The organism is Streptomyces sp. NPDC005393, from assembly GCF_040606675.1.
Classification (GTDB): Bacteria; Actinomycetota; Actinomycetes; order Streptomycetales; family Streptomycetaceae; genus Streptomyces.
Genome location: NZ_JBEXFG010000010.1, coordinates 134,691 through 156,363, shown reverse-complemented (window position 1 = coordinate 156,363; position 21,673 = coordinate 134,691). Strand labels below are relative to the sequence as shown.

Genomic DNA, 21,673 nt, shown 5'->3' with positions numbered 1-21,673 from the left:
TCCAAGCACACCTGCTCGAACTCCTCGGCATCGACGAAACCAGACCCCGCTGGCTGGAGACCTAAAACCCCATGTGCGAAGTCACCGGCTAGCCGATTCTCGGCCGAATCGTGAAGGTGGTTACCGGTCAGACCTGGGACGACGCGTTGCGCGACCGGTTGCTGGCGCCGCTCGGTCTCGACCATTCGATGACCTTGCCGGAGGAGGCGCCGCGGTTCCGGGTGGCGATGAGCCATGTCGGCGAGCTGGGACACGAGCCTGAGCCGGCGCCCGTGTGGGACGTGTTGCCGCGCTCGGCCGGGCCGTACGGGCGCGTCCTCGTCACTGCCGCCGACGTTGTCCGCTTCGCGCGGATGCATCTCGACGGCGGTACCGCGCCCGACGGCACGCGCGTGCTGTCCGCCGAGTCGGCGGCGACGATGCGGCGACGCGTCGTCGACTGCCTGGACGGATGGGCGTTCATGGCGGACGGATGGGGTCACGGGTGGGCGCAGTACGACTGGGACGGTGTCGCCGGCTACGGTCACGACGGCGCCGCGCTCGGGCAGTTCTCGTACCTGCGTGTCGTGCCTGGCAGCGGCGTCGCCGCCGCAGCTACTGACCAATGGTGGCGATGCGACCGGTCTGTTCGTCGACCTGTTCCAGGAGCTGTTCGGTGAGCTCGCCGGGGTGCGGATGCCCGACGCCTTCGCTCCCGCTGCGGAACCGCGGCCGGTCGATGTCGCCCCGCTCGCGGGCACGTACGAACGCGAAGGCGTGCGCCTCACGATCGACGAGCGGGACGGTGTGCCGCATGTGCGGGTGGAGCTGACCGACAGGATGGCCGAATACGCACCGCCGATAGAGGCCGACCTGGTGCCGGTGTCCGACACGGTGCTCGCCATGCCGGGTGTCGGCGCCGCCAGCGCGCCGTGGCTGCCGCTGGTGTTCGGGACGCTTCCGGACGACACGCCCTACGTCTACTTCGGCATGCGGGTGTCGCCGAAGACCGCCTGACGGCATCGCCTGGAACCCGAAGACGGGAGTGATCACGTGGAGGCGGCCGTCACCGAACTGCAGCGAGGTGGCACGCGCTCGGTAAGAGCGCAGGACATGTGCTCCGAGCTGTGCGGTGGGGGCTGCCAACCGCAAGAGGAGTCCGAGGTTCCGGTTACTCAACGGCTTTGCCGAGGTTCCGGCAGTCCCTCTCGGTCGAGCTTTCCATTGGGGCCCAATGGGAGCCGGTCGAGGACGACGAAGGCCGACGGGATCATGAGGTCGGGAAGCCGGTCGGCAACGAACCGGCGTAGTTTCCTCGGGTCGAGATCGGTACCGGGTTCCTCGGTACTCGATTCGGCAGGGACGAGGTAGGCGACGAGTCGGCTGCCGCTGGAGCCTCGCCCAGGCCGGACGGCTATCGCGGCATGGGCGACGCCGGGATGGCTGATCAGTACGGCTTCGATTTCGGCGGGCTCTGTGCGTATCCCGCGTATCTTGATCTGGGTGTCTGCGCGCCCGAGGTGCTCCAATTGCCCTTCCGAGTTCCAGCGGGCCAGATCACCCGTGCGGTACATCCGCTCCCCGGCCAGGCCGAACGGATCGGCCACGAACCGTTCGGCGGTCAACCCGGGCCGCGCGTGGTAGCCCCGGCCTATCGATCCCGCGACATACAACTTCCCCGCCGCACCAGGCGGAACCGGAGCAAGCCCGGGGCCGAGCACATAGGCCCGCATGTTGCCGAGCGGACGACCGATCGGCACGCTCCCGGTGCTGTTGCAGTCGCAGGGGACGGTGAACGTCGTGGCGTAGAAGCTCTCCGTCTGCCCATAGGCGTTGACCACCGACGTCCCCGGCATCGCCTTCCGTACCTGCTCCACCAGCGCCGCGGGCAGCGGCTCGCCGGCGAACATCAGCACGTCCACGTCGACGCGCCCCGCAATCTGGTCGAGCATCTCGGCGAACACCGAGGGGACCGTGTGCACGACGCTGCCGGTCCATCCGCCGCGCTCGCCGAGCACGAGTACGTCGCGGACCAACCTCGACCGTGGCACCGGTACTCAATGCGGCGAACACCTCCAAGACCGACACGTCGAAATTGATCGAAGTCCCGGCCAGCACACGCGACCCCGGCTTCCCGCCATCTCCACCAGCCGGGACACGCCGTTGACCACATTCGCGTGGGTGATCGCCACACCCTTCGGTGTTCCCGTCGAACCCGACGTGTACATCAAGTACGCCAGGTGATCCGGCCGCAACGACCGCACCGGATCGTCGTCGGTGTCCTTCCCGCCGCCGTCCTCGAGGTCGAGCGCCTGGAGGTAGCAACAGGGAACACCATGGGCGGGCAACGTCTGCGCCGTCTCGGCGTCCGTGAGGACCAGTCCGGGTGCGGCGTCGGAGAGCAGGAAGTCCAGCCGCTGGCTGGGATATCGGGGATCGATCGGCAGATCCGGCACCGGACCTCAGTATCCCCAGCAGTGCCACCACCAGGTCGGCCGAGCGTGGCAGCGCCACCGAGACGCGCGAAGTGCAGTCCGGCACATCGCGGGCCGGAGCGGCCGACGGCTCAGGGCATTCCCGGCCCGGCGGCAGTCCTGGTCACCTGAGTGGGGTGTCCTGATCACGTAGGCTCGGCGGATGGCGAAGTATTTCGACGTGCACCCCGAAAATCCTCAGCAGCGCACCATCAGCAATGTGGCTGACAGGATCCGCTCCGGCGCCCTCGTCGCCTACCCGACGGACTCCTGCTTCGCACTGGGATGCCAGCTGGGCAATCGTGACGGCATCGGCCGGATCCGGTCGATCCGGAACCTCGACGATCGTCACCACTTCACCCTGGTGTGCCAGAACTTCGCGCAGCTGGGTCAGTTCGTGCACATCGACAAAGACGTGTTCCGCGCGATCAAAGCAGCAACGCCCGGCAGCTACACCTTCATCCTCCCTGCCACGAAGGACGTGCCGCGCCAGCTGCTGCACCCGAAGAAAAAGACGGTCGGAGTCCGGATTCCTGACCATGTCGTTACTCAGGCCTTGCTCGCCGACCTCGGTGAGCCGCTGCTCTCCAGCACCCTGCTCCTGCCCGACGAGGACGAGCCGATGACGCAGGGCTGGGAGATCAAGGAACGGCTCGACCACGTGGTGGACGCCGTGGTCGACTCGGGTGACTGCGGCACCGAGCCGACCACGGTCATCGACTTCTCCGGCGGCGAAGCCGAGATCGTACGCCGGGGGGCAGGCGACACCGCACAGTTCGAGTAGCCGCGCCGATGGCATCACCCCGTATCCGGACGTAACCGCAGGCGCTGCGGGGCGGCCTGGACCGCCTCCTATGCCCGGATGGACTGATCGCTGTCGTAATCGTGCGGGGGGCGCACTCGTCGTGCGCTCGCATGTCCTCCACCGTCTGCAGCGGGCCCGTCCCCGCGGCGCCGCGGAGCACGGCCGTACCCTGGTGGCCGTGCACATCTGCTTCGTCTGCAGCGGGAACATCTGCCGGTCGCCGTCTGCCGCGCTGGTCTTCGCCGAGCACCTGCGCCGGACGAGACTCGACGGCGCGGTACGGGTCAGCAGCGCCGGCATCGGCCCCTGGCACGTCGGCGCACCCATCGATGAGCGGGCCGGCGAGCTGCTGGCCCGGCACGGCTACCCGGTCGAGCACGTCGCGGCCCAGGTCGGTGCCGAGCATCTGGACGCCGATCTGTTCCTGGCGATGGACCGCGGTCACGAGAAGGCGCTGCGCCGGCTGGTCGACGACCCGTCCCGGGTCCGGCTGCTGCGGTCCTTCGACCCGGAGGCGATCATCGACTTGGACGTGCCCGACCCGTACTACGGCGGCCCGGAGGGATTCGGTGAGGTGCTGGCCATGATCGAAGCCGCGATGCCCGGCCTGCTGGCCTGGGTACGCGAGCACCCAGGCCCATGACCGCCCGTCCGGCGGCCGGGACCGGCGAAGGCCCGGGTGCCGCAGCGGCCCGCCTCACCGGCCGCCCGGTGACCGGTGAGCGTCCGCTGTCCGGAACATTCGCCGAAGTCACCCTCGACGGCGGGCAGGTGGTGATGGTCAAGCGCGGCGTGGACCCTGGCGCGGTACCGGCCGAGGCGGCAGGGCTGCGCTGGCTGGCCGGCACCGACACGGTCCGCGTCCCGGCGGTACACGGCCACGACCTGCACTGGCTGGTGACCGACGCCGTCCCGGCCGGCCGGCCGAGCGCCCGGGCAGCGGCCCGGTTTGGCCGCGCCCTGGCCGCCCTGCACGCCGCCGGCGCGCCCGCGTTCGGCGCCCCGCCGCCCGGCGGCCCCCAGGACGCATACATCGGGCTCGCCCCGATGCGCAACGTCCCCGGCACCGACTGGCCGCGCTGGTACGCCGAGCACCGGGTGCTGCCCTACCTGCGCCGCGCGGTCGACGACGGCACGGTGCGCCCCGCCGAGGCGGCCGTGGTCGAACGCGTCTGCGAGCGGCTGCCCGAGCTGGCGGGCCCTGCCGAGCCGCCCGCCCGGCTGCACGGCGACCTGTGGAACGGGAACGTCCTGTGGGGCGCCGACGGGCACCCCTGGCTGATCGACCCGGCCGCGCACGGCGGACACCGGGAGACCGACCTGGCGATGCTCCACCTGTTCGGCTGCCCGCACCTGGACCGGGTGCTGGACGGCTACCAGGAAGTGGCGCCGCTCGCCGACGGCTGGGCGGAGCGTATCGGGCTGCACCAGCTCTTCCCGCTGCTGGTGCACGCGGTGCTGTTCGGCCGCGGCTACGCCGAACAGGCACTCGCGGTCGCCCGGGCGGCCCTGGCGGGGTGACCGATGGGACGGATGTGCGTGCGGTGCGCACCGCCGGGTGCGGCACCTCGCCCTGCCCGGCGCGTTCATTGATGCGCACATCTCCCCCGGATATACCGCCGCAATCTTCATCACGGGGAGATGCGGATCCTGTACGTGCTGCCCGGCATCTACAGGGAGCACCCGGCCAGGGACACCGGACCGCCGGCGAGCCGCGCCGCCGCAGTCGCCCGTGACACCGCCGTGGGAAGATCCCGTCGCAGTGTGTGCTGGTTTCGACGGCGGAGGGCATCGATGTACGCGATATCCCTGGGTGACGACGGCGCGGAGCTTCGTCCGCTCGAGCCGTGGCGGGCCGAGGAGTTTCTGACTCACATGGACCGAGGACGGGAGTTCATCGGGCAACACGTCGCGCTACCGGACGTCGTCACGGACCTCGAGTCGAGCCGCTCGTTCCTCCAGGCGTACGCGGAGAAGGCCGCGGCCGACGCCGGACGGATCTACGGCATCTGGACGGACGGCAAGCTGGTCGGCGGAGTCCTCTTCCGGACGATGGACGTCGAGCACGGCAACGCCGAGGCGGGCTGCTGGCTGGAGCCGTCGGCAGTGGGCAAGGGTCTGGTGACCAGGGCCGCGCGCGTGATCATCGACTGGGCCATTGAGGAACGGGGCATCCACCGCGTGGAGTGGCTGGTCGCGGCGGCGAATGAGGCCAGCATCGCCGTGGCCCGGCGCCTGGGGATGACGAAAGACGGCGTGCTGCGGGAGAGCTACCCGTACCGGGGAAAGCGGCATGACATGGAGGTATGGTCGGTGCTTGCGCCGGAGTGGCGGGCGGGCAGGCAGGAGTGAGGCAGCAGACCAGCTTGACCAAGGCTTCTTGGGTGTCGGGGCGTCGTTCCCAGCGGATGCGCAGGCGCCTGAAGCCGTGCGGCCAGGCGAAACCCGGCTCTACGACTTAACGGTAGGTGCCCAGGCCGCTGCCGCGACGCACGATGGTCGGGATGATGCCCCGTGCCCGCAGCCGGTCGCGGTAGATGTCGTGACCGTAGCGCGGTCGGCGAACAACGAGACCGGCTTGCGCCGTGGGTGGCCGACGCGGCCGCCGATGATCAGGCGGTGCTTCGAGCCGGACCGGCCCTGGTCGACCGGCGACGGGCCCGGATTTTACCGCCCGCGCGTGACCGGCGTCGACCACCGCGCGGGACCAGTCCAGGTTCGCGGCCGCGTTCAGCGGTCGTGGCCAACGCACGTGCCGCTACCGGTAGCCGCCGGCTTCGTTGTAGCCCGGGTAGCGAAAACCGGCGCTCCCGCTTCGGTAGCAGCGATTCGATCCGCTCCCACAGCGGCAGCTGCGCTGGGTGGCTGACGGACTGTCGGGACCGGACCAAGTCTGGCGGCGCACACACCTGCGGATAAAATTGCGCGGAAGATCGTAAATCCGGGTGTTTCCGCCGGGCTAGGGGGATTCATGCGGCGAATCTTCGGAAGGGCGTCAGCCGCTGTACTCATGGCGATCGGTCTGGTCGCTGGGGCGGCTTCCACTGCCGCGGCAGGTTCGGCCGACGTCATCGTGGGCCTATACCGGGTCGGGAGAAGCCCACGACGCTGGTCACCAGACGTCAGCGTTCCTCGAACCGGTTGGCGAGGCGGGGGATGGACTGCGCCGCTGGTCCGGGAGAACATTGCCCGCCACTGACCCAGCTCCGGGCGGCGTATCAGCGGTTCGGAGCTGTCCTTGACGGTCGCGGGTGGGGCTAGATCTCCTGGAATTCGTTCGGCAGCTGGTCCATGGCGTCCTGGAATTCCTTGCCGGGAACGGCGTCCCGCAAGGTCATGAACACCGCCCGCACTCCGTCGCGCGCTGTGGTCTCGTCCACTCCCGCGCGCTCACTCACGCGCCGTACGAACTCGGCCAGGTCGAACTTTTGCGCCATTTCCTGTGGCATGATCAGCGGCGGGGCGATCTCCGGGGGCAGTGCGTCGGCCAGATCGCGGGCCTGGCCGCCGGTGATCCGCTCGCCGAGTGTCAGCATCGTGGCCCGCGTCAGCGCACGGGCCTGCTCCTCGGTGACGTGAGCCCTCTCAGCAACCAGCCGGATGAACTCGTCCTGTTCCATGGCGCCTCCTCATCCTGACAATGTCTTAAGTATTCATGCCGTTCTTGCCAGAACGAGATCCAAGAGAATCATGTCGCACGAATAGATCAATTGGTCGGTCTATGGGGAAGGACTGGTCAACGGGCCGGTCGCGGACAGGGTGGGACGACCAGCGACGGACACCGGCCCGGGCTAGACCGTGGTCGGTGGCAGGTAGAGAACAGCGGCGGCGCTCGACGCGTGGGTCGTCTTCGAGAATGTGGCCCGGAGTGTCCATGACGCCGCCGAATCCCACACCTGGGAGCAGCATCGCCGATGCCGTCCCGCGTCTCTCGCCCCTCCGGTCGTCCAGGTGTCGCGCGCGCACCTAAGGAGGGTGGACCACATCTGCATGACATCGCGTCAGGAGGCAAGGTGGGCATGGGCGGCCAGGTCCCCGGGACGCGTTCAGCCAACGACCCGCGCTGCTGTCCAGCACCCTGGCGATGGCCCGGTGTCTCGTTGGGCCCACGTTCTGCGAGCGGAGAGTCCTGGTGCCCAAGCCGTCTATGGCGGCGGTGGGATTTAGGTGTCACATGTCCACCGTTGTTCGGTGCAGCGGCTGACGTGCGGCTCGGCCATGCGTAGGTGTGCGTGCGGGTATGAGGGGTGAAGCCCATGGACTCGTAGAGCCGTTTGGGAGCGGGATAGCCGCTGTCGCCGCGGGAGTAGACGATGGCACGGTGGCCTCCCGCGTCGGCGAACGCGGCAGCACTGCCGTGCAGACCGCGCGGGAGGCCCGAGGCGGCGGTGGTAGGGGTGGGCGCCGACCGGTTAGAACTCGCCAATTCACGTTGGCCTGGTCGTACCAGCCTTGGCAGTAGGCGACGACGCCGGAGGCGGATGCCACGATGAGATCGAACTCGGGTTGGTAGGGCCACGTTCCCCTCATGCGGACATGGCGTTCGGTGGTGATCCGGGTCGAGCCGAAGGCGGCTCGGTGCGCCGACGCCCGGCCGGCCACGTCGGCATGGTCGTGCTGAGTCCGGATGGTGCACCCCTCCGGCAGATGGGTGAGGGGACGGCCGAGGCAGGCCATGAACGGGCCGTCGACAGTACGGATGAGTCGCGTCGCTCGAGCGCGGCGGCCAGGTGGGGTTCGGTTTCGGCGACCTCCACGCTCAGCGGGCCGGGCGCTGTTCGCTCGGCCCGGGCGAGTACGTTGTCGGCGAGCTCTGGGTGGTCAGGGTCGACCTGGAGCATCAGGCTGTTGGGGAGTTCCAGCCAGCCCCAGGCCACCGGTCGGTCGTCATGGGTCCAGATCGCTGTCGGCAACTGGCTGGGCCGGTCGATGGCGAGGCACCAGTTCCAGGCGAGGTCGCCGACGTGCCGGTACCCGGTTGTCGGGAAGGTTCGGACGGCCAGAGTCTGCATGGCGCGAAGCGCCATGAGGTCGGTGTACTCATGGCGTCGCATGGGCGCCCTGCTGCCCAACCGAGCTGGGCCGGGCAACGGAGTTGTCTCTGCCCGGGCGGCGGGCAAGGTCGCACCGTGGGGCAGCTCACTCTGTCTGTCCGCGGCGTCGCAGCACTACGGGCTGGTTCTGTCCGGCCGAACGCTGCATAAGCGGAGCCAGATGACCGTGACTGCGGCGGCGATCGTGCCGAGAAATACGTTACCGCGCTTGTCGTAGCGAGTGGCCTCGGCCCGGTAATGCTTCAGCTTGTTGATGGCCCGTTCGACGGAGTTGCATTTTTGTACCGCTCCTTGTGGAAGCCAGGTGGCCGTCCGCCGCGTGTTCCCTTGTGCAGACGGGCGCCTGGCCGGCCGCGATACCCCAGCCGGGTCTCACCTGGGCATCCGCCGCGACCTCGGACCTGATGCGGCGTTCGGCCGGAAAGAACCTAGATGTCCTGGAACTCGTTCGGCAACTGATCCATGACGTCCTGGAACTCCTTGCCCGGAACTGCCTGCTGCAGCGTCATGAACACCGCCCGAACCGCGCGGCGCGCCACCGTCTCGTCGGTGTTCGCACGTTCGCTCACACGCCGCACGAATTCGTCCACGCCGAATTTCTGAGCCACGTCCTCCGGCGGGACCAGCGGCGGGGCGACTTCCGGAGGAAGGACTGCTGCCAGATCACGTGCTTCGCCGCCCGTAATCCTCTCCGCGAGCGTCAGCATCGTGGCACGGGTCAGCGGCGCCGCCTGACCCTCCGGCACGTGGGCCCGCTGAGCGACGAGCCGGATGAACTCGTCATACTCCATGGCGACTCCTCATCGAAACGTTGCCTGAGTACCCGCGGCGTACTTCCCGAGCGGATACATAAGTCGACAGATCGTAACGATCAGGCAAGCCCCTATCGTCCGTACGCCCACCGGCCATCCGGGTGATTTCGGGGCAGGAACTGCGGAGCGAGGACGGACGCGCCTGGCGCTGTGGTGTTCCTCGCCGCCGCGCCAGGCGGCAACCGTACGTGGGCGTCACAGACGCTGGTCAGCGGACGGCACCTGGGCCGTCCGGACCGGCGCCGACGCGGAAGTCCGCCTCGGCTGGAGCGACAAGGCACCCCGGACGCTCCCGGCGGACTGACCTGGCGAGGTCCACCTCGTCGGGGAAGGCGGACGCCGCCCGCTGGCCCTGTTGATCACACCGGGTGGGGGCGACGCCCTGCGGCTAGCGCGGGCGGGTTCAGTGCAGGGGGTCTTGTTGCCGTACCTTTGCCGCCTCGCTCTCATCCGCCGGCTCGGCGGTGGGCGCTTCGGCCGGGCGGGGGCGGGGGCGGGAGAAGCGGCGCATCACCGGCGTTTCGACGGTGCGCCACAGCAGCAGTGAGGCGAGCACACACAACGCCGCGACGCCCAGGGAGAGCAGTGTGGCCGTCACCGTGTCGTAGGTGCGCGAGCCGAGCAGCGCCCGGATCGCGTACAGGATCGGAAAATGGATCATGTACAGCGCGAAGGACGCCTCGCCCAGCAGGACCAGGCCGCGGCGGCTGAGCCAGAGGGGGCGTCGGTCGAGGTCGCGGGTGGCGATCGCCGGGATCAGGGCGGCGAGGGGGAGGCAGGTCGCGGCGCCCCAGACGTACTCGTGGGGCAGCTTGGGCTGTGCCGCGAAGACGGTGGCGAGGACGAGCAGGGGCCACCGCATCCGTAGCGCGGGCCAGCGGCCCGTCAGGACGGCGCGGGCCAGCAGGAGGCCGAGGACGAACTCGAGCAGCCGCACCGGAGGGAAGAAGTAGATCAGCCACCAGCGGTCCATGGACAGGGGCGACCAGTTGCCGATGCCGGCTTCGTCGGTGACGAACGCGGCGAGGGTGGGCATGGCCAGGACGAGCGCGGCGACCGCAGCGATCACGAGCCGGATCAGCCGGGTGGGCAGGGCGCGCACGGGCCGGATGAGAAAGGGGAAGAGGAGGTAGAAGAACGCCTCACAGGAGATGGACCAGGTCACCGGGTTGACGCTGGAGAAGTCCGCCATGTGGGGAAGCCAGGTGTGCACGAGCAGCAGGTTTTTGACCGCCTGGCTGAGGGTCGGGTCCGGCAGGGGAAGCAGTGCGGCGGTACTGGTCCCCATGAGCAGGGCCATCATCAGGGCCCAGGCGACCGCGTGATTGGGGAAGATCTTGACGAACCGGCGTCGCCAGAAGCGGCGGGCGGTGTCGTCCGGGCGTGCGTTCCAGGCGAGTACGAAGCCGCTGAGCATGAAGAAGGAGGATACGGCTCCGGCGCTTGCCATGGAGGAGGCATCGGCCGCTTTATAGATGTCCGGGTCTTCGTAGAGCCTTTCCAGGGTCAGGAGATGCCCGAATAGCACCGTGCAGGCCAGCAGAAAGCGGTAGCCGGTCAGTGAGGGAAGACGATCGGGACGCGGTAAGGCGCTGACCATGGGGAGCCTTCCGTGCGAGGGGGAATGGTACTGAATGAGCCTGCACGGAATGAGGTCTTCGGGCCAGTGCGATGCCGGGGGAACATCTTGACGAAACGATATCGCCAGAGGTAATGGCGAGCGGCGTTATTCGAGCATGCGTTCCAGAGCAGCACACACCCGCCGGGAATGGCCTTTGCCTGATCCACAGTGCCGGTTCGGAGCCGGGAATTCATGAGCGACGGCACGCTTTTCTCACGCTACCGGTAGGTGCGTACGGTTGTGAACCAGGCCATGAGGGCCTTATAGGCGTCTGGGCCGTCGTCTTGGGGCCGAGTTGTCAGGGGTGCGGGGTTCGGCCGCGGCCGAGAGGGTTGGGGAGGCGGTGATCGGGCCCGTTCGGACCGCCGACGGCCCAGCCGGTCGCGGCCACCACCTCCTGCGCGATGTCCACGATCAGCCGGCCGTCGGTCGCCACCCGCAGCGCGTCCGCGGGCGCCCGCTCGTCCAGGAGCCGCGCCTTGCGTGCGCTGCTTACGAGCTCTCCTTCCAGCTCGGAGCCGAGTTCCCGGCCCGCCAGCCGCTCCCCGGCCGTGGCGTCGGAGGCGGTGAGCAGGACCCGTATGGTCCGCACATCCGGCCCCATGGCGCGCTCGACCATGCCGATCGCCTCGGGCAATACGCTCACGGTGTTCGTATAGACGAGGCGACGGCAGCCGAGGGCGGCGTAGTTGGCCCACACGGCCGTCAGATTTCGCTCGGTGATCTGCGAGCGGTGTGGGTCGTCCGGCGGTGCGGGGTGGATCCGGCCCATGTAGTCGCCCTCGACGACGGCGTGGTCCACCGCCGCGGCACGGAGCTGGGCGGAGACCTCCCATCCCACCGTCGTCTTGCCGACACCGGCGCGCCCTGCGATCAGCAGTACTTCTGTGCGGTCCATGGAGGAAGCGTGTCAGCTCCGCAGCGCCCGGTGGGATCGGGGGGGCGGTGAGGAAGGCGGTGACGGCCTGGCGGTGGACGGCGGGGCGTTCGGCTTCGATGAGACGTCCGGCGCCCTGGATCGGCCACCTACGAAGGGGGGCGCCACGGCCGTCCGCCGGGGTCAGGAGCTCCGGGGGCGCTGGGCGGGCCCGCGCAGGAAGTCCGACAGGCCCTCCAGCAACCGGTCGACGTCCTCGGCGCTGTTGTAGGGGGCCAGGCCGGCACGGAGTCCTCCGGTGTCGCCGAGGCCCAGCCGGCGGGATGCCTCCAGCGCGTAGAAGGAGCCGGACGGCGCGTCGACGCCACGGGCCGCCAGGTGACGGTAGGCGTCGGTGGTGTCGTGCCCCTCGATGGTGAGGAGCAGGGTCGGGGTGCGGTGCGCCGCCCGGGAGTGGATCGTGACCGCCTCGAAGGAGGCCAGACCCTCTTCGATGCGCCGCCGTAGGGCGACCTCGCGCTGTTCGAGCTCCGCGTAAGCCGATGCCAGCCGCTCCCGGCGGCCGCCGCCCTGCGCCTTGGGTGCCAGGTCCGCGAGGAAGTCGACGGCGGCGCGGGTACCGGCGAGGAGTTCGTAGGGCAGAGTGCCGAATTCGAAGCGCTCGGGGACCGCGTTGGTCGAGGGGAGCAGCTTGTCCGGGGCCAGGGTCTCCAGGAGGTCGGGGCGGCTCGCCAGGACGCCGAGGTGGGGACCGAGGAACTTGTACGGGGAGCAGGTGAAGAAGTCCGCTCCGAGCTGTGCGATGTCGACGTGGGCGTGGGCGGTGTAGTGCACGCCGTCGACGTAGAGCAGGGCGCCCCATTGGTGGACCAGCCGGGAGATCTCCGGGATGGCCGGGCGTGTGCCGATCAGGTTGGAGGCGGCGGTGAGCGCGACCAGCCGGGTGCGGTCGCTGAGGACCGCGCCGATGTCGTCGGGGGTCAGCTCGCCGGTCGTGGGGTCGAAGTCGGCCCATCGCACGGTGGCGCCGGCGTGTGTCGCGGCCTGGATCCAGGGGCGGATGTTGGAGTCGTGGTCCAGGCGGGACACCACGATCTCGTCGCCCGGCGCCCAGGTCTTGGCGAGGGTGCGGGAGAAGTCGTAGGTGAGCTGGGTGGCGCTGCGTCCGAGGACGATCGCGGTCGGGTCGGCGCCGAGCAGATCCGCCAGGGCCTGCCGGGTCTGCGTGACGATCGCCTCGGCGTTGCGCTCTCCCGCGGTGCCGTGGCCCCGGTTGGCGAGGGGGTTGGCCAGTGCGTCGGTGATCGCCTCGATGACGGGGAGGGGTGTCTGCGTGCCGCCCGGGCCGTCGAAGTGTGCCGAACCGGCCTTCAGGGCGGGGAACTGCGCGCGGAGGGCGGTGATGTCGTAGGTCACGGGCAACTCCTTGCAGAGAGGGGTCGATTCACGGTGCCGCGACTGGCGGATGCGGTGGGAGATCGCTCCGGGATCGAACATATGGACTGGTGATCAGGGAGATCCTACGCAGGCGCCGGTACGTACGGGCTGAGCGGGCAGCGGTTGCACGGGCCTGCTCCTTCTCGGGTGGCCGGCTCGTCGGCCTCCCCCTGTCTCCCTCTCCTCGGTCGCCATCGCGCCGCGCCCGGGGAGAGGTGTTCCCACGCCCGGACATCCGCCCTGGTTGAATCAGCACATAGACGGATGGATCATCATTCTTTTCCGCTGCGCAGGGCCGGGACGCGGAAGGCGGTGGCGCCGACGTGAGCAGCGAGTCTCCCCACCCGCCCGAGAGACCCAGGGGGCAGGGCCCACGCCCGCGCCGTGGCGCGCTCGGCGGCCGTCCGCACCGTGGCGCGCGGGCGGTGGCGCGGGTTCGTCGCTCCGGTTCCGCGGTCCTCGCGGCGGCGGGGCGCGCGGCGGACGGGGAGGGCGGGCTTGTCCATCCCGGGCTTCGGCTGGCGGCGGCGTACGCGTGGCGGCTGCTGGTCGTCGGTGCGGCTATCTATCTGGCGTTCAGGGTGCTGGGGCGTTTCGAGCTCGTGGCGATCGCGGTGTTTCTCGCGCTGGTGGCCACCGCCTTGCTGCGTCCCTTGGCCGATCTGTTGGCCCGGGTGCTTCCCCGGCCGCTCGCGGTGGCGCTTGCGGTGTTCGGCAGTCTGTTCGCGGTGCTGGGGCTGCTGGCGCTGGTGGGGAATGCGGCGGCCGGGGAGGCGGGGCGGCTGGTGGGTGAGTTCCGCGGCGGGATCGGGCGGATCGAACGCTGGCTGGAGGGGCCTCCGTTCCATGTCCGGCGCGGCACGCTGTCGGGGCTGCACGACAAGATCAGCTCCTTTGTGTCAAGCCATCGCTCGGCCCTGATCAGCAAGGCGCTCAGCAGCGCGGGGTGGGTCGTGGAAGCGCTCACGGCGGTGGTCCTGGCGCTGTTCTGCTCTCTCTTCTTCGTCCACTCCGGCGATCGGATGTGGCGGTGGTTCCGTGGCCAGCTCCCCGCCGGCGCCCAGTCCCCGTGGGACCGGGCGGCGCGGGCGGCCTGGCGGACCTTCGCGGGGTACACCCGGGGCATCATCGTCGTGGCGGCCTCCAACGCGGCGCTCGTCGGTCTCGCCCTGTTGGTGCTGCGGGTGCCGCTGGCCCTGCCGCTGACGTTGCTGGTCTTCTTCGCGACCTTCATTCCGCTGATCGGTTCGCCGATCGCGCTGGCGGTGGCGACCGTGGTGGCCCTGGCCGGGCGCGGTCCGGTCATCGCCGCTGTGGTGCTGGTGCTCATTGTGGTCGTCGGGCAGTTCGAGGGCCATGTGCTGCATCCGCTCGTGATGAGCTGGGCGGTGCAGCTGCATCCGGTGGCGGTCGCGATCTCGGTCATCGCCGGAAGTATCGTCGCGGGGGTGATCGGGGCGGTCGTGGCCGTTCCCATGGTGTCCGTCGCCTGGTCGGTGACGCGTGCGCTGCGCGACCAGCGGCCGCCCGGTCGTCCCTGACGGAGGACGCGGGCGTGTGCGGTGCCCGCATAGGCTGGCCTGGTCGGCGTCGCGTACTGCTTCTCTGTCGTCAGGAGACCTCCACCATGTTGGTGTTCGCTCAGATCAGCGATGTCCATCTCGGCCAGGACCGGGGTGACGGCGGCGCCAGGGCCGCCGAGCGGACCCGTCGGGTGATGTCGTATCTCCACGGGCTCTCCGGGCCGCTCGACGCGATCGTGGTGACGGGCGACATCGCCGACCACGGGACCGCCGATGAGTACCAGGAGGCGGCAGCGATCCTCAAGTCCCCCCTCCCGGTGTTCACCTGCCCCGGCAATCATGACGAGCGGGCCGCGTACCGGCGGCACTTTCTCGGCGAGGACCCGGAGCGGACGGGTGAGGACGGGGCATCGCCCGTCAACCGGGCGCACCATCTCCCCGGGGCGACCTTTGTGATGTGCGACTCGTCGGTCCCCGGGCGCGGCGAGGGGCTGCTGGACGATGCCACGCTCGTATGGCTGGACCGCGCGCTCGCCGACTCCCCTCAGAACGTGCCCGCCTTCGTCGCGTTCCACCATCCGCCGGTGCCGCTTCATCTCCCCTATGTCGACGCCATCCGGCAGTTCGGGGCCGAGCGTCTGGAGGAGGTTCTGGACCGGCACGACCATGTCGTCTCGCTTCTGTGCGGCCATGCCCACACCGGCGCGACCACCACCTTCGCCCGGCTCCCGCTGCTGGCCGCGCCGGGTGTGGTCTCGACGCTCACGCTCCCTTGCGAGGGCGAGGACCGTATCGACTACGACCTGCCGCCGATGGTGGCCTTCCATGTGCTCGACGACGAGAACCGGGTGACGACGCACTTTCGGGCCGTGCCGGTCGGCTAGCAGTTGCCCGGGGTGTGTGGCTGGCGCCGTCGTAAATTGCATCTCAGATTCGCATTATCTAATCTGCTGTCATGCGGCTGACGAAGTCAACGGATCTGGCCCTTCGCGCGATCATGCGCCTCGCGGTCACCGGGGCCGAGCCCTGCACCGCCCGGCAGATCGCCGGGGAGATGCAAGTGCCCTACAGCCATCTGGCGAAGGTGACCGCCCGGCTGCAGCATCTCGACCTGATCGAGACGCGGCGCGGGCGCGGCGGGGGGCTGACGCTCACCGAGACCGGGCGCACCGCCTCGATCGGTCAGCTGGTGCGGGATCTGGAGGGGGTCGGCGATGTCGTCGACTGCGAGGGGGATGTGCCGTGCCCGCTGCGACAGGGCTGCCGGCTGCGGATGGCGCTCCGCCGGGCCCAGGAGGCGTTCTTCACCTCGCTCGATCCGCTGACCGTCGCCGATCTGGTCGAATCGCCGACCGGGCCCGTGCTACTGGGACTGGTCGGGCGCGGGCCCGGCCTGTCGCCGTGAGCCGGTCCGGGCGGGCGCCGGATCTCGCCGTACTCCTGAGCCTTGGCGTGGGGAGTCGTGCCACGCCCTGCTTTTTCGCGCCGTTAAATGCGCATCTCATATACCAGTTAGGAGTCGCTCATGCTCTCCCAGAGGTCCGCCGAGACCGTCCGCGCCACGCTCCCCGCCGTCGCTGACGCCATCGGAACCATCACGGATCTGTTCTACCGGAAGCTCTTCGAGGCCCACCCCGAGCTGCTGCGGAATCTGTTCAACCGGGGCAGCCAGGCCGCCGGTACGCAGCGACAGGCGCTCGCGGGCGCCATCGCCGCGTTCGCCACCGCCCTGGTGGAGCGGCCCGGGGTTCGCCCTGACGCCCTGCTGGACCGGATCGCGCACAAGCACGCCTCGCTCGGGGTGAGCCCCGCGCAGTATCCGATCGTGCACCGCCATCTGTCGGCCGCGGTCGCGGAGGTGCTCGGCGAGGCGGCCACCGAGGAGGTGGCCGCCGCCTGGGACGAGGTCTACTGGCTGATGGCCAACTCCCTCATCGAGACCGAGCGGCGGCTGTACGCGGAGCACGGCGCGCTGGCGGGTGGCACCTGGCGGCAGTGGGAGGTGGTCGGACGGGTCCAGGAGACGGCGGACGTGGTCACCTTCCGGATGCGGCCCGCCGATGGCCGCCCCGCCCCGGCGTTCAAGGCGGGCCAGTATGTCTCGGTCCAGGTCGAACTGGCCGACGGGGCGCGGCAGATCCGCCAGTACAGCCTGACGAACGCCCCCGGCTCCACGGTGCGCTCCATCGCCGTCAAGCGCGTGGACGACGGCACGGGGCCGGCCGGTGAGGTCTCGGGCCATCTGCACGACCACGCCCACGAGGGCGATCTGATCTCCGTCTCCGCGCCCTACGGCGACATCGTGCTCGACGCCGCCGACGCGCCGCTGCTGCTCGTTTCGGCGGGCATCGGCTGCACGCCGATGGTCGCCATGCTGGAGGACCTGGTCGACCAGGGCCACCAGGCCCCGGTCACCGCCGTCCACGCCGACCGCTCCCCCGCCGACCACGCGCTGCGCGCCGATCAGGAGCGGCTGGTCACCAAGCTCGCGCACGGTTCCGCCCACTTCTGGTACGAGCGGCCGGAGGGTAACTGGCCGGCCGAGCGCACCGGCCGGGTCGACCTGTCGCACGTCGAGCTCCCCTACGGCGTTCATGCCTACCTCTGCGGACCGCTGCCCTTCATGCGGTCGGTGCGCGCCCAGCTGCTGGAGCGGGGTGTGCACCCCTGCGCGATCCACTACGAGGTCTTCGGCCCGGATCTGTGGCTGGCGCTGGACTGACGCACCCCTCCAGGGCGGCACGTTCGTGGCGAGATGTACTCGAATGACTCAGGACAAAGTCGCTTTTGTCCGGGTGAACGTGGGACCGTGCGCACACGGGTTCTGCCCATCCCCGTGCGCATCCGTTCGCAAACGGCCGCCCGGTACCCCACATCGACCGAGGAACCATGGATCGCGAAAAGATCACTCTCAGCGGCGCCCAGGAGACCATGCTCGCCACGCTGTACGGCAGGGCGGTGGACGGCCGTTCGCCTGACTCCATCCTGCACGACCACGCGGCGCAGGCGGCGGTGGAGCGCGTCGCCTACGACTTCAGCAAAACGGGGATGACGGACACGACGGCGATCGGCATCGCGCTCCGGGCCAAACAGCTCGACGACTGGGCCATGGAGTTCCTGGCCGAGAATCAGAAGGCCACCGTGCTTCACCTCGCCTGCGGTCTGGACACCCGGGTCCAGCGGCTCGACCCGCCGTCGTCGGTGCGGTGGCTCGATGTCGACTATCCCGAGGTCATCGATCTGCGCCGCCGGCTGCTCCCGCAGCCGGCGGGGAACTACGAGATGGTCGGCGCCTCGGTGACCGACGAGGCATGGCTGCGCGAGGTGCCGGACGACCGTCCGACGGTAGCCGTCTTCGAGGGTCTGACGATGTATCTGCGCAAGGAGGAGGGCAAGCGCCTCATCCAGCGGATCACCGAGCGGTTCCCCAGCGGCCATCTGCTCTTCGATGTCTACGGCTCACTGGGTATCCGGCTCCAGAAGATGGTCCCGGCGGTGCGCAACGCGGGCGCGACGCTGCACTGGGGACTGGACGACCCGCAGGAGATCGAAAGCTGGCATTCCGGGCTGACCTGCCTGGACGCGGTGCGCAGTGTCGATATGCCGGGCCTGGAGAAGATGCCCGCCTCCGGCCGGGTGAGCATGCGGGTGATGGCGCATCTTCCCGGCTTCCGGGACGTGGGCCGGATCCTGCGCTACCGCTTCTAGGGGCGGGCGTCGCCGTGCCCGGCGCCGGGCTGTTCCGGCGCCGGGCGTGGGCTGTTATCTGATGCCCACCATCATGGAATGGCCGGCCGTCAGAGGTTCGATCCGGCTGCTGCGGAATCCCGCCTCCGCGAGCCATGTACGGCCTTCGGCGGCCGTGTACTCGAAGCCGGTACGGGTCTCGATGAGCATGTTGAGGCTGCCCAGCAGCCCGGAGACATTCTCGCGCCGCTCGTCGTCAATGATGGCGTCGTAGACGAGGACCGCTCCCCCGTCCGGCAGGGCGTCGTACGCCTTCCTCAGCAGCAGGCGCTTCTCCTCGGTGCCCCAGCCGTGCAGGATGTGCCCCAGCACGATGACATCGGCGCCGGGAAGGTCATCGGTGAAGAAGTCGCCGCCGTGGAAGGACAGCCGGTCCTCCAGACCGAAGGACTGCACATACCGCTCGAAGACCGGCCGCACCTGGGGCAGCTCATAGACTCCGCCGGTCATATGGGGGTGGCGCTGGGCCACCGCCACCGGAACGCAGCCCACCGCGCCGCCCACGTCCAGCACCGACCGGTAGTCGGACCAGGGGAACTTCTCGGCTATCTTGAGCGCCTTGCCCATGCTGAGACCGGTCATTGCGTGCAGGAATCGCTCCAGGCTCTCCTGGTCCCCGTAGATGGCGCCGAATTCGTCACCCCCGTGCTTCAGCTCGTTCTGCGGTTTTCCGGTGCGCAGCGCCTCGGTGAGCGAGCCCCAGAACGGATACAGCCTGCTGTTCGCCATCTCCAGGATTCCGCCGGCGTAGGTGTCCTTCTCCCGGTCGAGATAGGCGTCGGCGGACGGGCTGTTGCGGTACACGCCGTCGGAGCGCTCCAGGAATCCCAAGGCGACCAGAGCGTCCAGGAAGTCCGCCGCGCCGCGCGCGTGCAGCCCCAGCGCTTCGGCCAGTTCACCGCCCCTGAGGGGGCCTTCGGCGAGCCGGGTGAACAGATCGAGTTCCACCGCGGTGAGCAGGGTCTTCGACGCCATAAAGCCGAGCCCGACCTGCAGAATGGACTCGGGACCGATCTCATGCTGCATAGGAAATCCTTGCCGCTCTCTCCTGGGAATGTGCGCTGGGCGCACTTGATAGGACGCCGATTCGGACTCCCTCACGTTACCCCGCCATTGGGCCTGAAGCGTGAGGCCGATGACGTGAGACCGGTCATGATCGTCGGTCACTTCCGGCCCACAGTGCGAGTGCGGCCAGCGGAATCATGGGAAGCAGCATGGTGGCCATCGCGCCGAGGCCATCGCCACCGGCGCCCAGCGATTGGCCGACGAGCAGAAAGAGCACCATGTTGTTTCCGGCATGGGCGAGGCTCACGGCCCACACGGTGCCGCTTCGATGTAGCCGATGAAGGCCAGCGGATAGTGCCAGGATGCCCAGATGACCCCGGTGATGACGACGGACGGCACCATACGGCCGCCGAAGAGCCGCGGCCGGAGATAGCTCGTCCACCCAGCACGTTGATCCAGCGGATTCATCCGCAAGCGGGCCCCGTCGCAGCAGATCGCCCATGCCATCCGGCTCGTAGCCACCGGCGACTCGGTCCTGTTCCCCGACGCCGTACGCCGGCTGACCACGGGCCGACCGGTGCGACGGGAGGCCGCGGCGAGGTGGCCCGACGGCGACACCAGGCGCGGGGCCCGGCCCGGTCAGTCGGCCTCCGCCTCGGCTCCGCAGCGCGCGCAGCGGCCGAAGGGCGCGGCGTCCTGGATCGCGCCGCATGCGGCGCAGACGCGGTCCAGCCAGCAGGCGGCGTCCCCGCCTTCGGGGTCCGCGGGCGCGCGGCCCTCCCTCTCCCTCTCCCTCTCTTCCCCGCCGTCCCGAGCTGTGCCGCTCATCGTCCGCTGTCTCCTCTCCAGCTCACGCAGGGCCGTTGGCACGCTCCTTACCCGCGGTGCCGCCCCGGGAAGCGGGAGGTGGCAGTTGATGGGGCGCAATGACGCATGATCCTCCCCCAGTTATCGGATGACTCGGTAAGTACTCGCCTCGGGAGGCAACCATGCCGAGATCTGTCAGACGCTCCACCTTGGCTTGTGGTACGCGGCGGCGACACCTTGTCCGTCCCGGTCGTGGCGGACGGCGGATTCGCCGCCATCGCCTGCCGCTGGCGGCCCGGCCTTACCACCTGCGACCGCCCCTGACCCCGCGTCACAACGGCGTCCTGTCCAGGACGCCCGTCCAGATCCCGATCGCCGGTGCGCATGTGCCGACCGCGAAGACCCAGGCGGCGGCGACGGCGCGGGGGTAGGGGGCGGGGCGCCGGCCGGTCCAGTGGGAGGACAGAGCGCGCAGGCGGTCGGCCTTCTGCACGGTGGGGGCCGTGGCCTGCTGACGGGCCAGGAAGGCGGCGAGATGGCGCGCCGACTCCTCGTCGGTGGCGGCCTCGGCGTCCGCCCGGGTCTCGATCAGTGTGACCAGGAGCCGGTGGGCGCGGCTGTTGGCGTAGAGGCCGCCGATGAGCGTGATGACGAACGCCGACATCGACGCGATGGTCTGTCCCGAGGTCTCCAGGGGCGTGATGCCGAGAGCCGTCACGGAGTCGAAGACCACCGCGAACTTCCCCGCCCCCGGCACATGGGCGAGGTAGCGCCGTCTCATGGGATCGCCGTGGCGCAGATGCGAGATCTCGTGCCGGAGCAGCACCGCCCCGGTCGCCGGTGAGCTCCGCAGCAGCGTGCGCCAGCCCTGCGGGATCGCCACCTGGACCGTGGGTCTGCGGACGTTCAGCGCGAAGGCGTGGTAGATGAAGGTGCCCGCGGCCACCCACAGGACGGCGACCACGACGGTCCCGGGGATCAGGAGGCCGTCTCCGTCGAAGGGGAGCGATACCCGGTCCCGCAGCACCGCGAAGGCCACTCCGGCGGCGGCGCTCGCCGCCCAGACGGACTTGCGGCGCTGCAGCCGGGCGCCCCAGTCCTCGATCCGGCCCAGCCTGCCCGGCGATCGCTGCGGGACGTGCAGCACCTTCAGATTCGACACCGGGGACCAGCTGGAGACCGCGTTGAGCCGATCGGTGTCCACTCCGGCGGCGTGGAAGGTGTCCCGGATGCGCGCCCAGCCCTTCTTCGACCAGTCGACCGGGTGCAGCCCCTCCTGGGCCTCACGGCCGCTGAGGGAGGCGGAGCGCCACTCGTTGATCAGCGGCCCGAGGGTGAGCGCGAAGAGGAGCAGTACGGCCAGGAGCGCGGTGCCGCCGATCGCGACCGGTGCGCTCAGCGGCTCGTCACCGGTGGTCATCACGCTCGCGCCGGTGACGGGCGCCGCGCAGACCGGCGCAAGGAGGATCACCCAGCAGGTCCGCTCGGCCCGGCGCAGCCGGCGGACAGGGGACGGGGCGGTCATGGAGGCC

At 69.7% G+C, this 21,673-nt stretch carries 24 protein-coding genes and 2 pseudogenes; 12 read left to right on the top strand and 14 right to left on the bottom strand.

The genetic code is table 11. The features are described from left to right. Positions 1-110 precede the first annotated feature (110 nt). Positions 111-659, top strand: coding sequence for a serine hydrolase domain-containing protein (locus tag ABZS71_RS12385; RefSeq protein WP_356209275.1), 549 nt, complete (start codon positions 111-113; stop codon positions 657-659). Beyond that, complete coding sequence (locus ABZS71_RS12380) at positions 562-996, top strand: hypothetical protein (protein WP_356209288.1); 435 nt, start codon at positions 562-564, stop codon at positions 994-996. The genes ABZS71_RS12385 and ABZS71_RS12380 overlap by 98 nt, the downstream gene beginning before the upstream one ends. Positions 997-1,154: 158 nt before the next feature. On the opposite strand, the gene ABZS71_RS12375 is transcribed toward ABZS71_RS12380, so the two are convergent. Together ABZS71_RS12375 and ABZS71_RS12370 are read right to left on the bottom strand one after the other, a co-directional pair. Then, positions 1,155-1,997: an AMP-binding protein gene (locus tag ABZS71_RS12375; RefSeq protein ID WP_356209273.1), complete on the bottom strand. Its 843-nt coding sequence runs from the start codon at positions 1,995-1,997 to the stop codon at positions 1,155-1,157. A gap of 39 nt (positions 1,998-2,036) precedes the next feature. After that, positions 2,037-2,435: an AMP-binding protein gene (locus ABZS71_RS12370; RefSeq protein ID WP_356209270.1), complete on the bottom strand. Its 399-nt coding sequence runs from the start codon at positions 2,433-2,435 to the stop codon at positions 2,037-2,039. Positions 2,436-2,616: 181 nt separating this feature from the next. Between ABZS71_RS12370 and ABZS71_RS12365 the strand changes: the two genes are divergently transcribed. From ABZS71_RS12365 to ABZS71_RS12350, 4 genes are all read left to right on the top strand, one after another. Further along, entirely contained in the window at positions 2,617-3,237 is a 621-nt protein-coding gene (locus ABZS71_RS12365) for an L-threonylcarbamoyladenylate synthase (protein WP_355860298.1), read from the top strand. 199 nt (positions 3,238-3,436) lie between these two features. Then, positions 3,437-3,901: a low molecular weight protein-tyrosine-phosphatase gene (locus ABZS71_RS12360; protein ID WP_356209285.1), complete on the top strand. Its 465-nt coding sequence runs from the start codon at positions 3,437-3,439 to the stop codon at positions 3,899-3,901. After that, the gene (locus ABZS71_RS12355; RefSeq protein ID WP_356209268.1) at positions 3,898-4,779 is read left to right on the top strand and encodes a fructosamine kinase family protein; all 882 of its coding nucleotides are present in this window, start codon (positions 3,898-3,900) and stop codon (positions 4,777-4,779) included. The genes ABZS71_RS12360 and ABZS71_RS12355 overlap by 4 nt, the downstream gene beginning before the upstream one ends. A gap of 273 nt (positions 4,780-5,052) precedes the next feature. Next, a complete protein-coding gene (locus ABZS71_RS12350) occupies positions 5,053-5,610 on the top strand; it encodes a GNAT family protein (RefSeq protein ID WP_356209266.1) in 558 nt (185 codons plus the stop codon). Here ABZS71_RS12350 and ABZS71_RS12345 read toward each other — a convergent pair. The 4 genes and pseudogenes from ABZS71_RS12345 to ABZS71_RS12330 form a co-directional block, all read right to left on the bottom strand. Further along, positions 5,609-5,919, bottom strand: a pseudogene (locus tag ABZS71_RS12345) (IS5/IS1182 family transposase); the annotation flags it as partial. The gene ABZS71_RS12350 and the pseudogene ABZS71_RS12345 overlap by 2 nt on opposite strands. 596 nt (positions 5,920-6,515) lie before the next feature. Continuing rightward, on the bottom strand, positions 6,516-6,878 hold the full coding sequence (locus ABZS71_RS12340; RefSeq protein ID WP_355860304.1) for a DUF2267 domain-containing protein: 363 nt from the start codon (positions 6,876-6,878) through the stop codon (positions 6,516-6,518). 906 nt (positions 6,879-7,784) lie between these two features. Further along, positions 7,785-8,285: a hypothetical protein gene (locus ABZS71_RS12335; protein WP_356209264.1), complete on the bottom strand. Its 501-nt coding sequence runs from the start codon at positions 8,283-8,285 to the stop codon at positions 7,785-7,787. 455 nt (positions 8,286-8,740) lie between these two features. Next, positions 8,741-9,103, bottom strand: coding sequence for a DUF2267 domain-containing protein (locus tag ABZS71_RS12330; protein ID WP_356209262.1), 363 nt, complete (start codon positions 9,101-9,103; stop codon positions 8,741-8,743). 202 nt (positions 9,104-9,305) lie between these two features. Between ABZS71_RS12330 and ABZS71_RS12325 the strand changes: the two are divergent. Beyond that, positions 9,306-9,494 (top strand): annotated as a pseudogene (locus ABZS71_RS12325) (IS5/IS1182 family transposase); the annotation flags it as partial. Between the two features lie 33 nt (positions 9,495-9,527). Here the strand turns inward: ABZS71_RS12325 and ABZS71_RS12320 are convergent. The 3 genes from ABZS71_RS12320 to ABZS71_RS12310 form a co-directional block, all read right to left on the bottom strand. Then, entirely contained in the window at positions 9,528-10,724 is a 1,197-nt protein-coding gene (locus ABZS71_RS12320) for an acyltransferase (protein WP_356209260.1), read from the bottom strand. A gap of 319 nt (positions 10,725-11,043) precedes the next feature. Further along, positions 11,044-11,643 carry a hypothetical protein gene (locus tag ABZS71_RS12315; protein ID WP_356209258.1) on the bottom strand — a complete coding sequence of 200 codons (600 nt, stop codon included), beginning with the start codon at positions 11,641-11,643 and terminating at the stop codon, positions 11,044-11,046. A 162-nt stretch (positions 11,644-11,805) separates the two neighbouring features. Beyond that, on the bottom strand, positions 11,806-13,038 hold the full coding sequence (locus ABZS71_RS12310; RefSeq protein ID WP_356209256.1) for a cysteine desulfurase-like protein: 1,233 nt from the start codon (positions 13,036-13,038) through the stop codon (positions 11,806-11,808). Between the two features lie 446 nt (positions 13,039-13,484). Here ABZS71_RS12310 and ABZS71_RS12305 point away from each other — a divergent pair, with 446 nt between their 5' ends. The 5 genes from ABZS71_RS12305 to ABZS71_RS12285 all read left to right on the top strand — a co-directional run bounded on the left by ABZS71_RS12305 (position 13,485) and on the right by ABZS71_RS12285 (position 18,290). After that, entirely contained in the window at positions 13,485-14,600 is a 1,116-nt protein-coding gene (locus ABZS71_RS12305) for an AI-2E family transporter (protein WP_356209253.1), read from the top strand. Between the two features lie 86 nt (positions 14,601-14,686). Next, the gene (locus ABZS71_RS12300) at positions 14,687-15,466 is read left to right on the top strand and encodes a metallophosphoesterase (RefSeq protein ID WP_356209251.1); all 780 of its coding nucleotides are present in this window, start codon (positions 14,687-14,689) and stop codon (positions 15,464-15,466) included. Positions 15,467-15,537: 71 nt separating this feature from the next. Further along, positions 15,538-15,987, top strand: a complete 450-nt coding sequence (locus tag ABZS71_RS12295) for an Rrf2 family transcriptional regulator (RefSeq protein ID WP_356209248.1) — start codon at positions 15,538-15,540, stop codon at positions 15,985-15,987. Positions 15,988-16,107: 120 nt separating this feature from the next. Beyond that, positions 16,108-17,304 carry a globin domain-containing protein gene (locus ABZS71_RS12290; protein WP_356209245.1) on the top strand — a complete coding sequence of 399 codons (1,197 nt, stop codon included), beginning with the start codon at positions 16,108-16,110 and terminating at the stop codon, positions 17,302-17,304. Positions 17,305-17,471: 167 nt separating this feature from the next. Then, on the top strand, positions 17,472-18,290 hold the full coding sequence (locus tag ABZS71_RS12285) for a class I SAM-dependent methyltransferase (RefSeq protein WP_356209243.1): 819 nt from the start codon (positions 17,472-17,474) through the stop codon (positions 18,288-18,290). A gap of 54 nt (positions 18,291-18,344) precedes the next feature. Here ABZS71_RS12285 and ABZS71_RS12280 read toward each other — a convergent pair whose 3' ends face one another. From ABZS71_RS12280 to ABZS71_RS12260, 5 genes are all read right to left on the bottom strand, one after another. Next, positions 18,345-19,355: a methyltransferase gene (locus ABZS71_RS12280; protein WP_356209240.1), complete on the bottom strand. Its 1,011-nt coding sequence runs from the start codon at positions 19,353-19,355 to the stop codon at positions 18,345-18,347. 124 nt (positions 19,356-19,479) lie between these two features. Further along, entirely contained in the window at positions 19,480-19,641 is a 162-nt protein-coding gene (locus ABZS71_RS12275) for a hypothetical protein (protein ID WP_355843713.1), read from the bottom strand. Further along, positions 19,638-19,856, bottom strand: coding sequence for a hypothetical protein (locus tag ABZS71_RS12270; RefSeq protein WP_356209238.1), 219 nt, complete (start codon positions 19,854-19,856; stop codon positions 19,638-19,640). Before ABZS71_RS12270 ends, ABZS71_RS12275 begins: the two co-directional genes overlap by 4 nt. A gap of 117 nt (positions 19,857-19,973) precedes the next feature. Continuing rightward, positions 19,974-20,162, bottom strand: a complete 189-nt coding sequence (locus tag ABZS71_RS12265) for a hypothetical protein (protein ID WP_356209236.1) — start codon at positions 20,160-20,162, stop codon at positions 19,974-19,976. Between the two features lie 310 nt (positions 20,163-20,472). Further along, on the bottom strand, positions 20,473-21,666 hold the full coding sequence (locus tag ABZS71_RS12260) for a hypothetical protein (protein ID WP_356209233.1): 1,194 nt from the start codon (positions 21,664-21,666) through the stop codon (positions 20,473-20,475). Positions 21,667-21,673: the final 7 nt, after the last annotated feature.

Coding starts and splice junctions, on each gene's coding strand:
- ABZS71_RS12365 (WP_355860298.1), top strand. CDS start 2,617: ATGGCGAAGTATTTCGACGTGCACCCCGAAAATCCTCAGCAGCGCACC.
- ABZS71_RS12355 (WP_356209268.1), top strand. CDS start 3,898: ATGACCGCCCGTCCGGCGGCCGGGACCGGCGAAGGCCCGGGTGCCGCA.
- ABZS71_RS12350 (WP_356209266.1), top strand. CDS start 5,053: ATGTACGCGATATCCCTGGGTGACGACGGCGCGGAGCTTCGTCCGCTC.
- ABZS71_RS12340 (WP_355860304.1), bottom strand. CDS start 6,878: ATGGAACAGGACGAGTTCATCCGGCTGGTTGCTGAGAGGGCTCACGTC.
- ABZS71_RS12335 (WP_356209264.1), bottom strand. CDS start 8,285: ATGGCGCTTCGCGCCATGCAGACTCTGGCCGTCCGAACCTTCCCGACA.
- ABZS71_RS12330 (WP_356209262.1), bottom strand. CDS start 9,103: ATGGAGTATGACGAGTTCATCCGGCTCGTCGCTCAGCGGGCCCACGTG.
- ABZS71_RS12320 (WP_356209260.1), bottom strand. CDS start 10,724: ATGGTCAGCGCCTTACCGCGTCCCGATCGTCTTCCCTCACTGACCGGC.
- ABZS71_RS12315 (WP_356209258.1), bottom strand. CDS start 11,643: ATGGACCGCACAGAAGTACTGCTGATCGCAGGGCGCGCCGGTGTCGGC.
- ABZS71_RS12300 (WP_356209251.1), top strand. CDS start 14,687: ATGTTGGTGTTCGCTCAGATCAGCGATGTCCATCTCGGCCAGGACCGG.
- ABZS71_RS12295 (WP_356209248.1), top strand. CDS start 15,538: ATGCGGCTGACGAAGTCAACGGATCTGGCCCTTCGCGCGATCATGCGC.
- ABZS71_RS12290 (WP_356209245.1), top strand. CDS start 16,108: ATGCTCTCCCAGAGGTCCGCCGAGACCGTCCGCGCCACGCTCCCCGCC.
- ABZS71_RS12285 (WP_356209243.1), top strand. CDS start 17,472: ATGGATCGCGAAAAGATCACTCTCAGCGGCGCCCAGGAGACCATGCTC.
- ABZS71_RS12280 (WP_356209240.1), bottom strand. CDS start 19,355: ATGCAGCATGAGATCGGTCCCGAGTCCATTCTGCAGGTCGGGCTCGGC.
- ABZS71_RS12265 (WP_356209236.1), bottom strand. CDS start 20,162: ATGAGCGGCACAGCTCGGGACGGCGGGGAAGAGAGGGAGAGGGAGAGG.
- ABZS71_RS12260 (WP_356209233.1), bottom strand. CDS start 21,666: ATGACCGCCCCGTCCCCTGTCCGCCGGCTGCGCCGGGCCGAGCGGACC.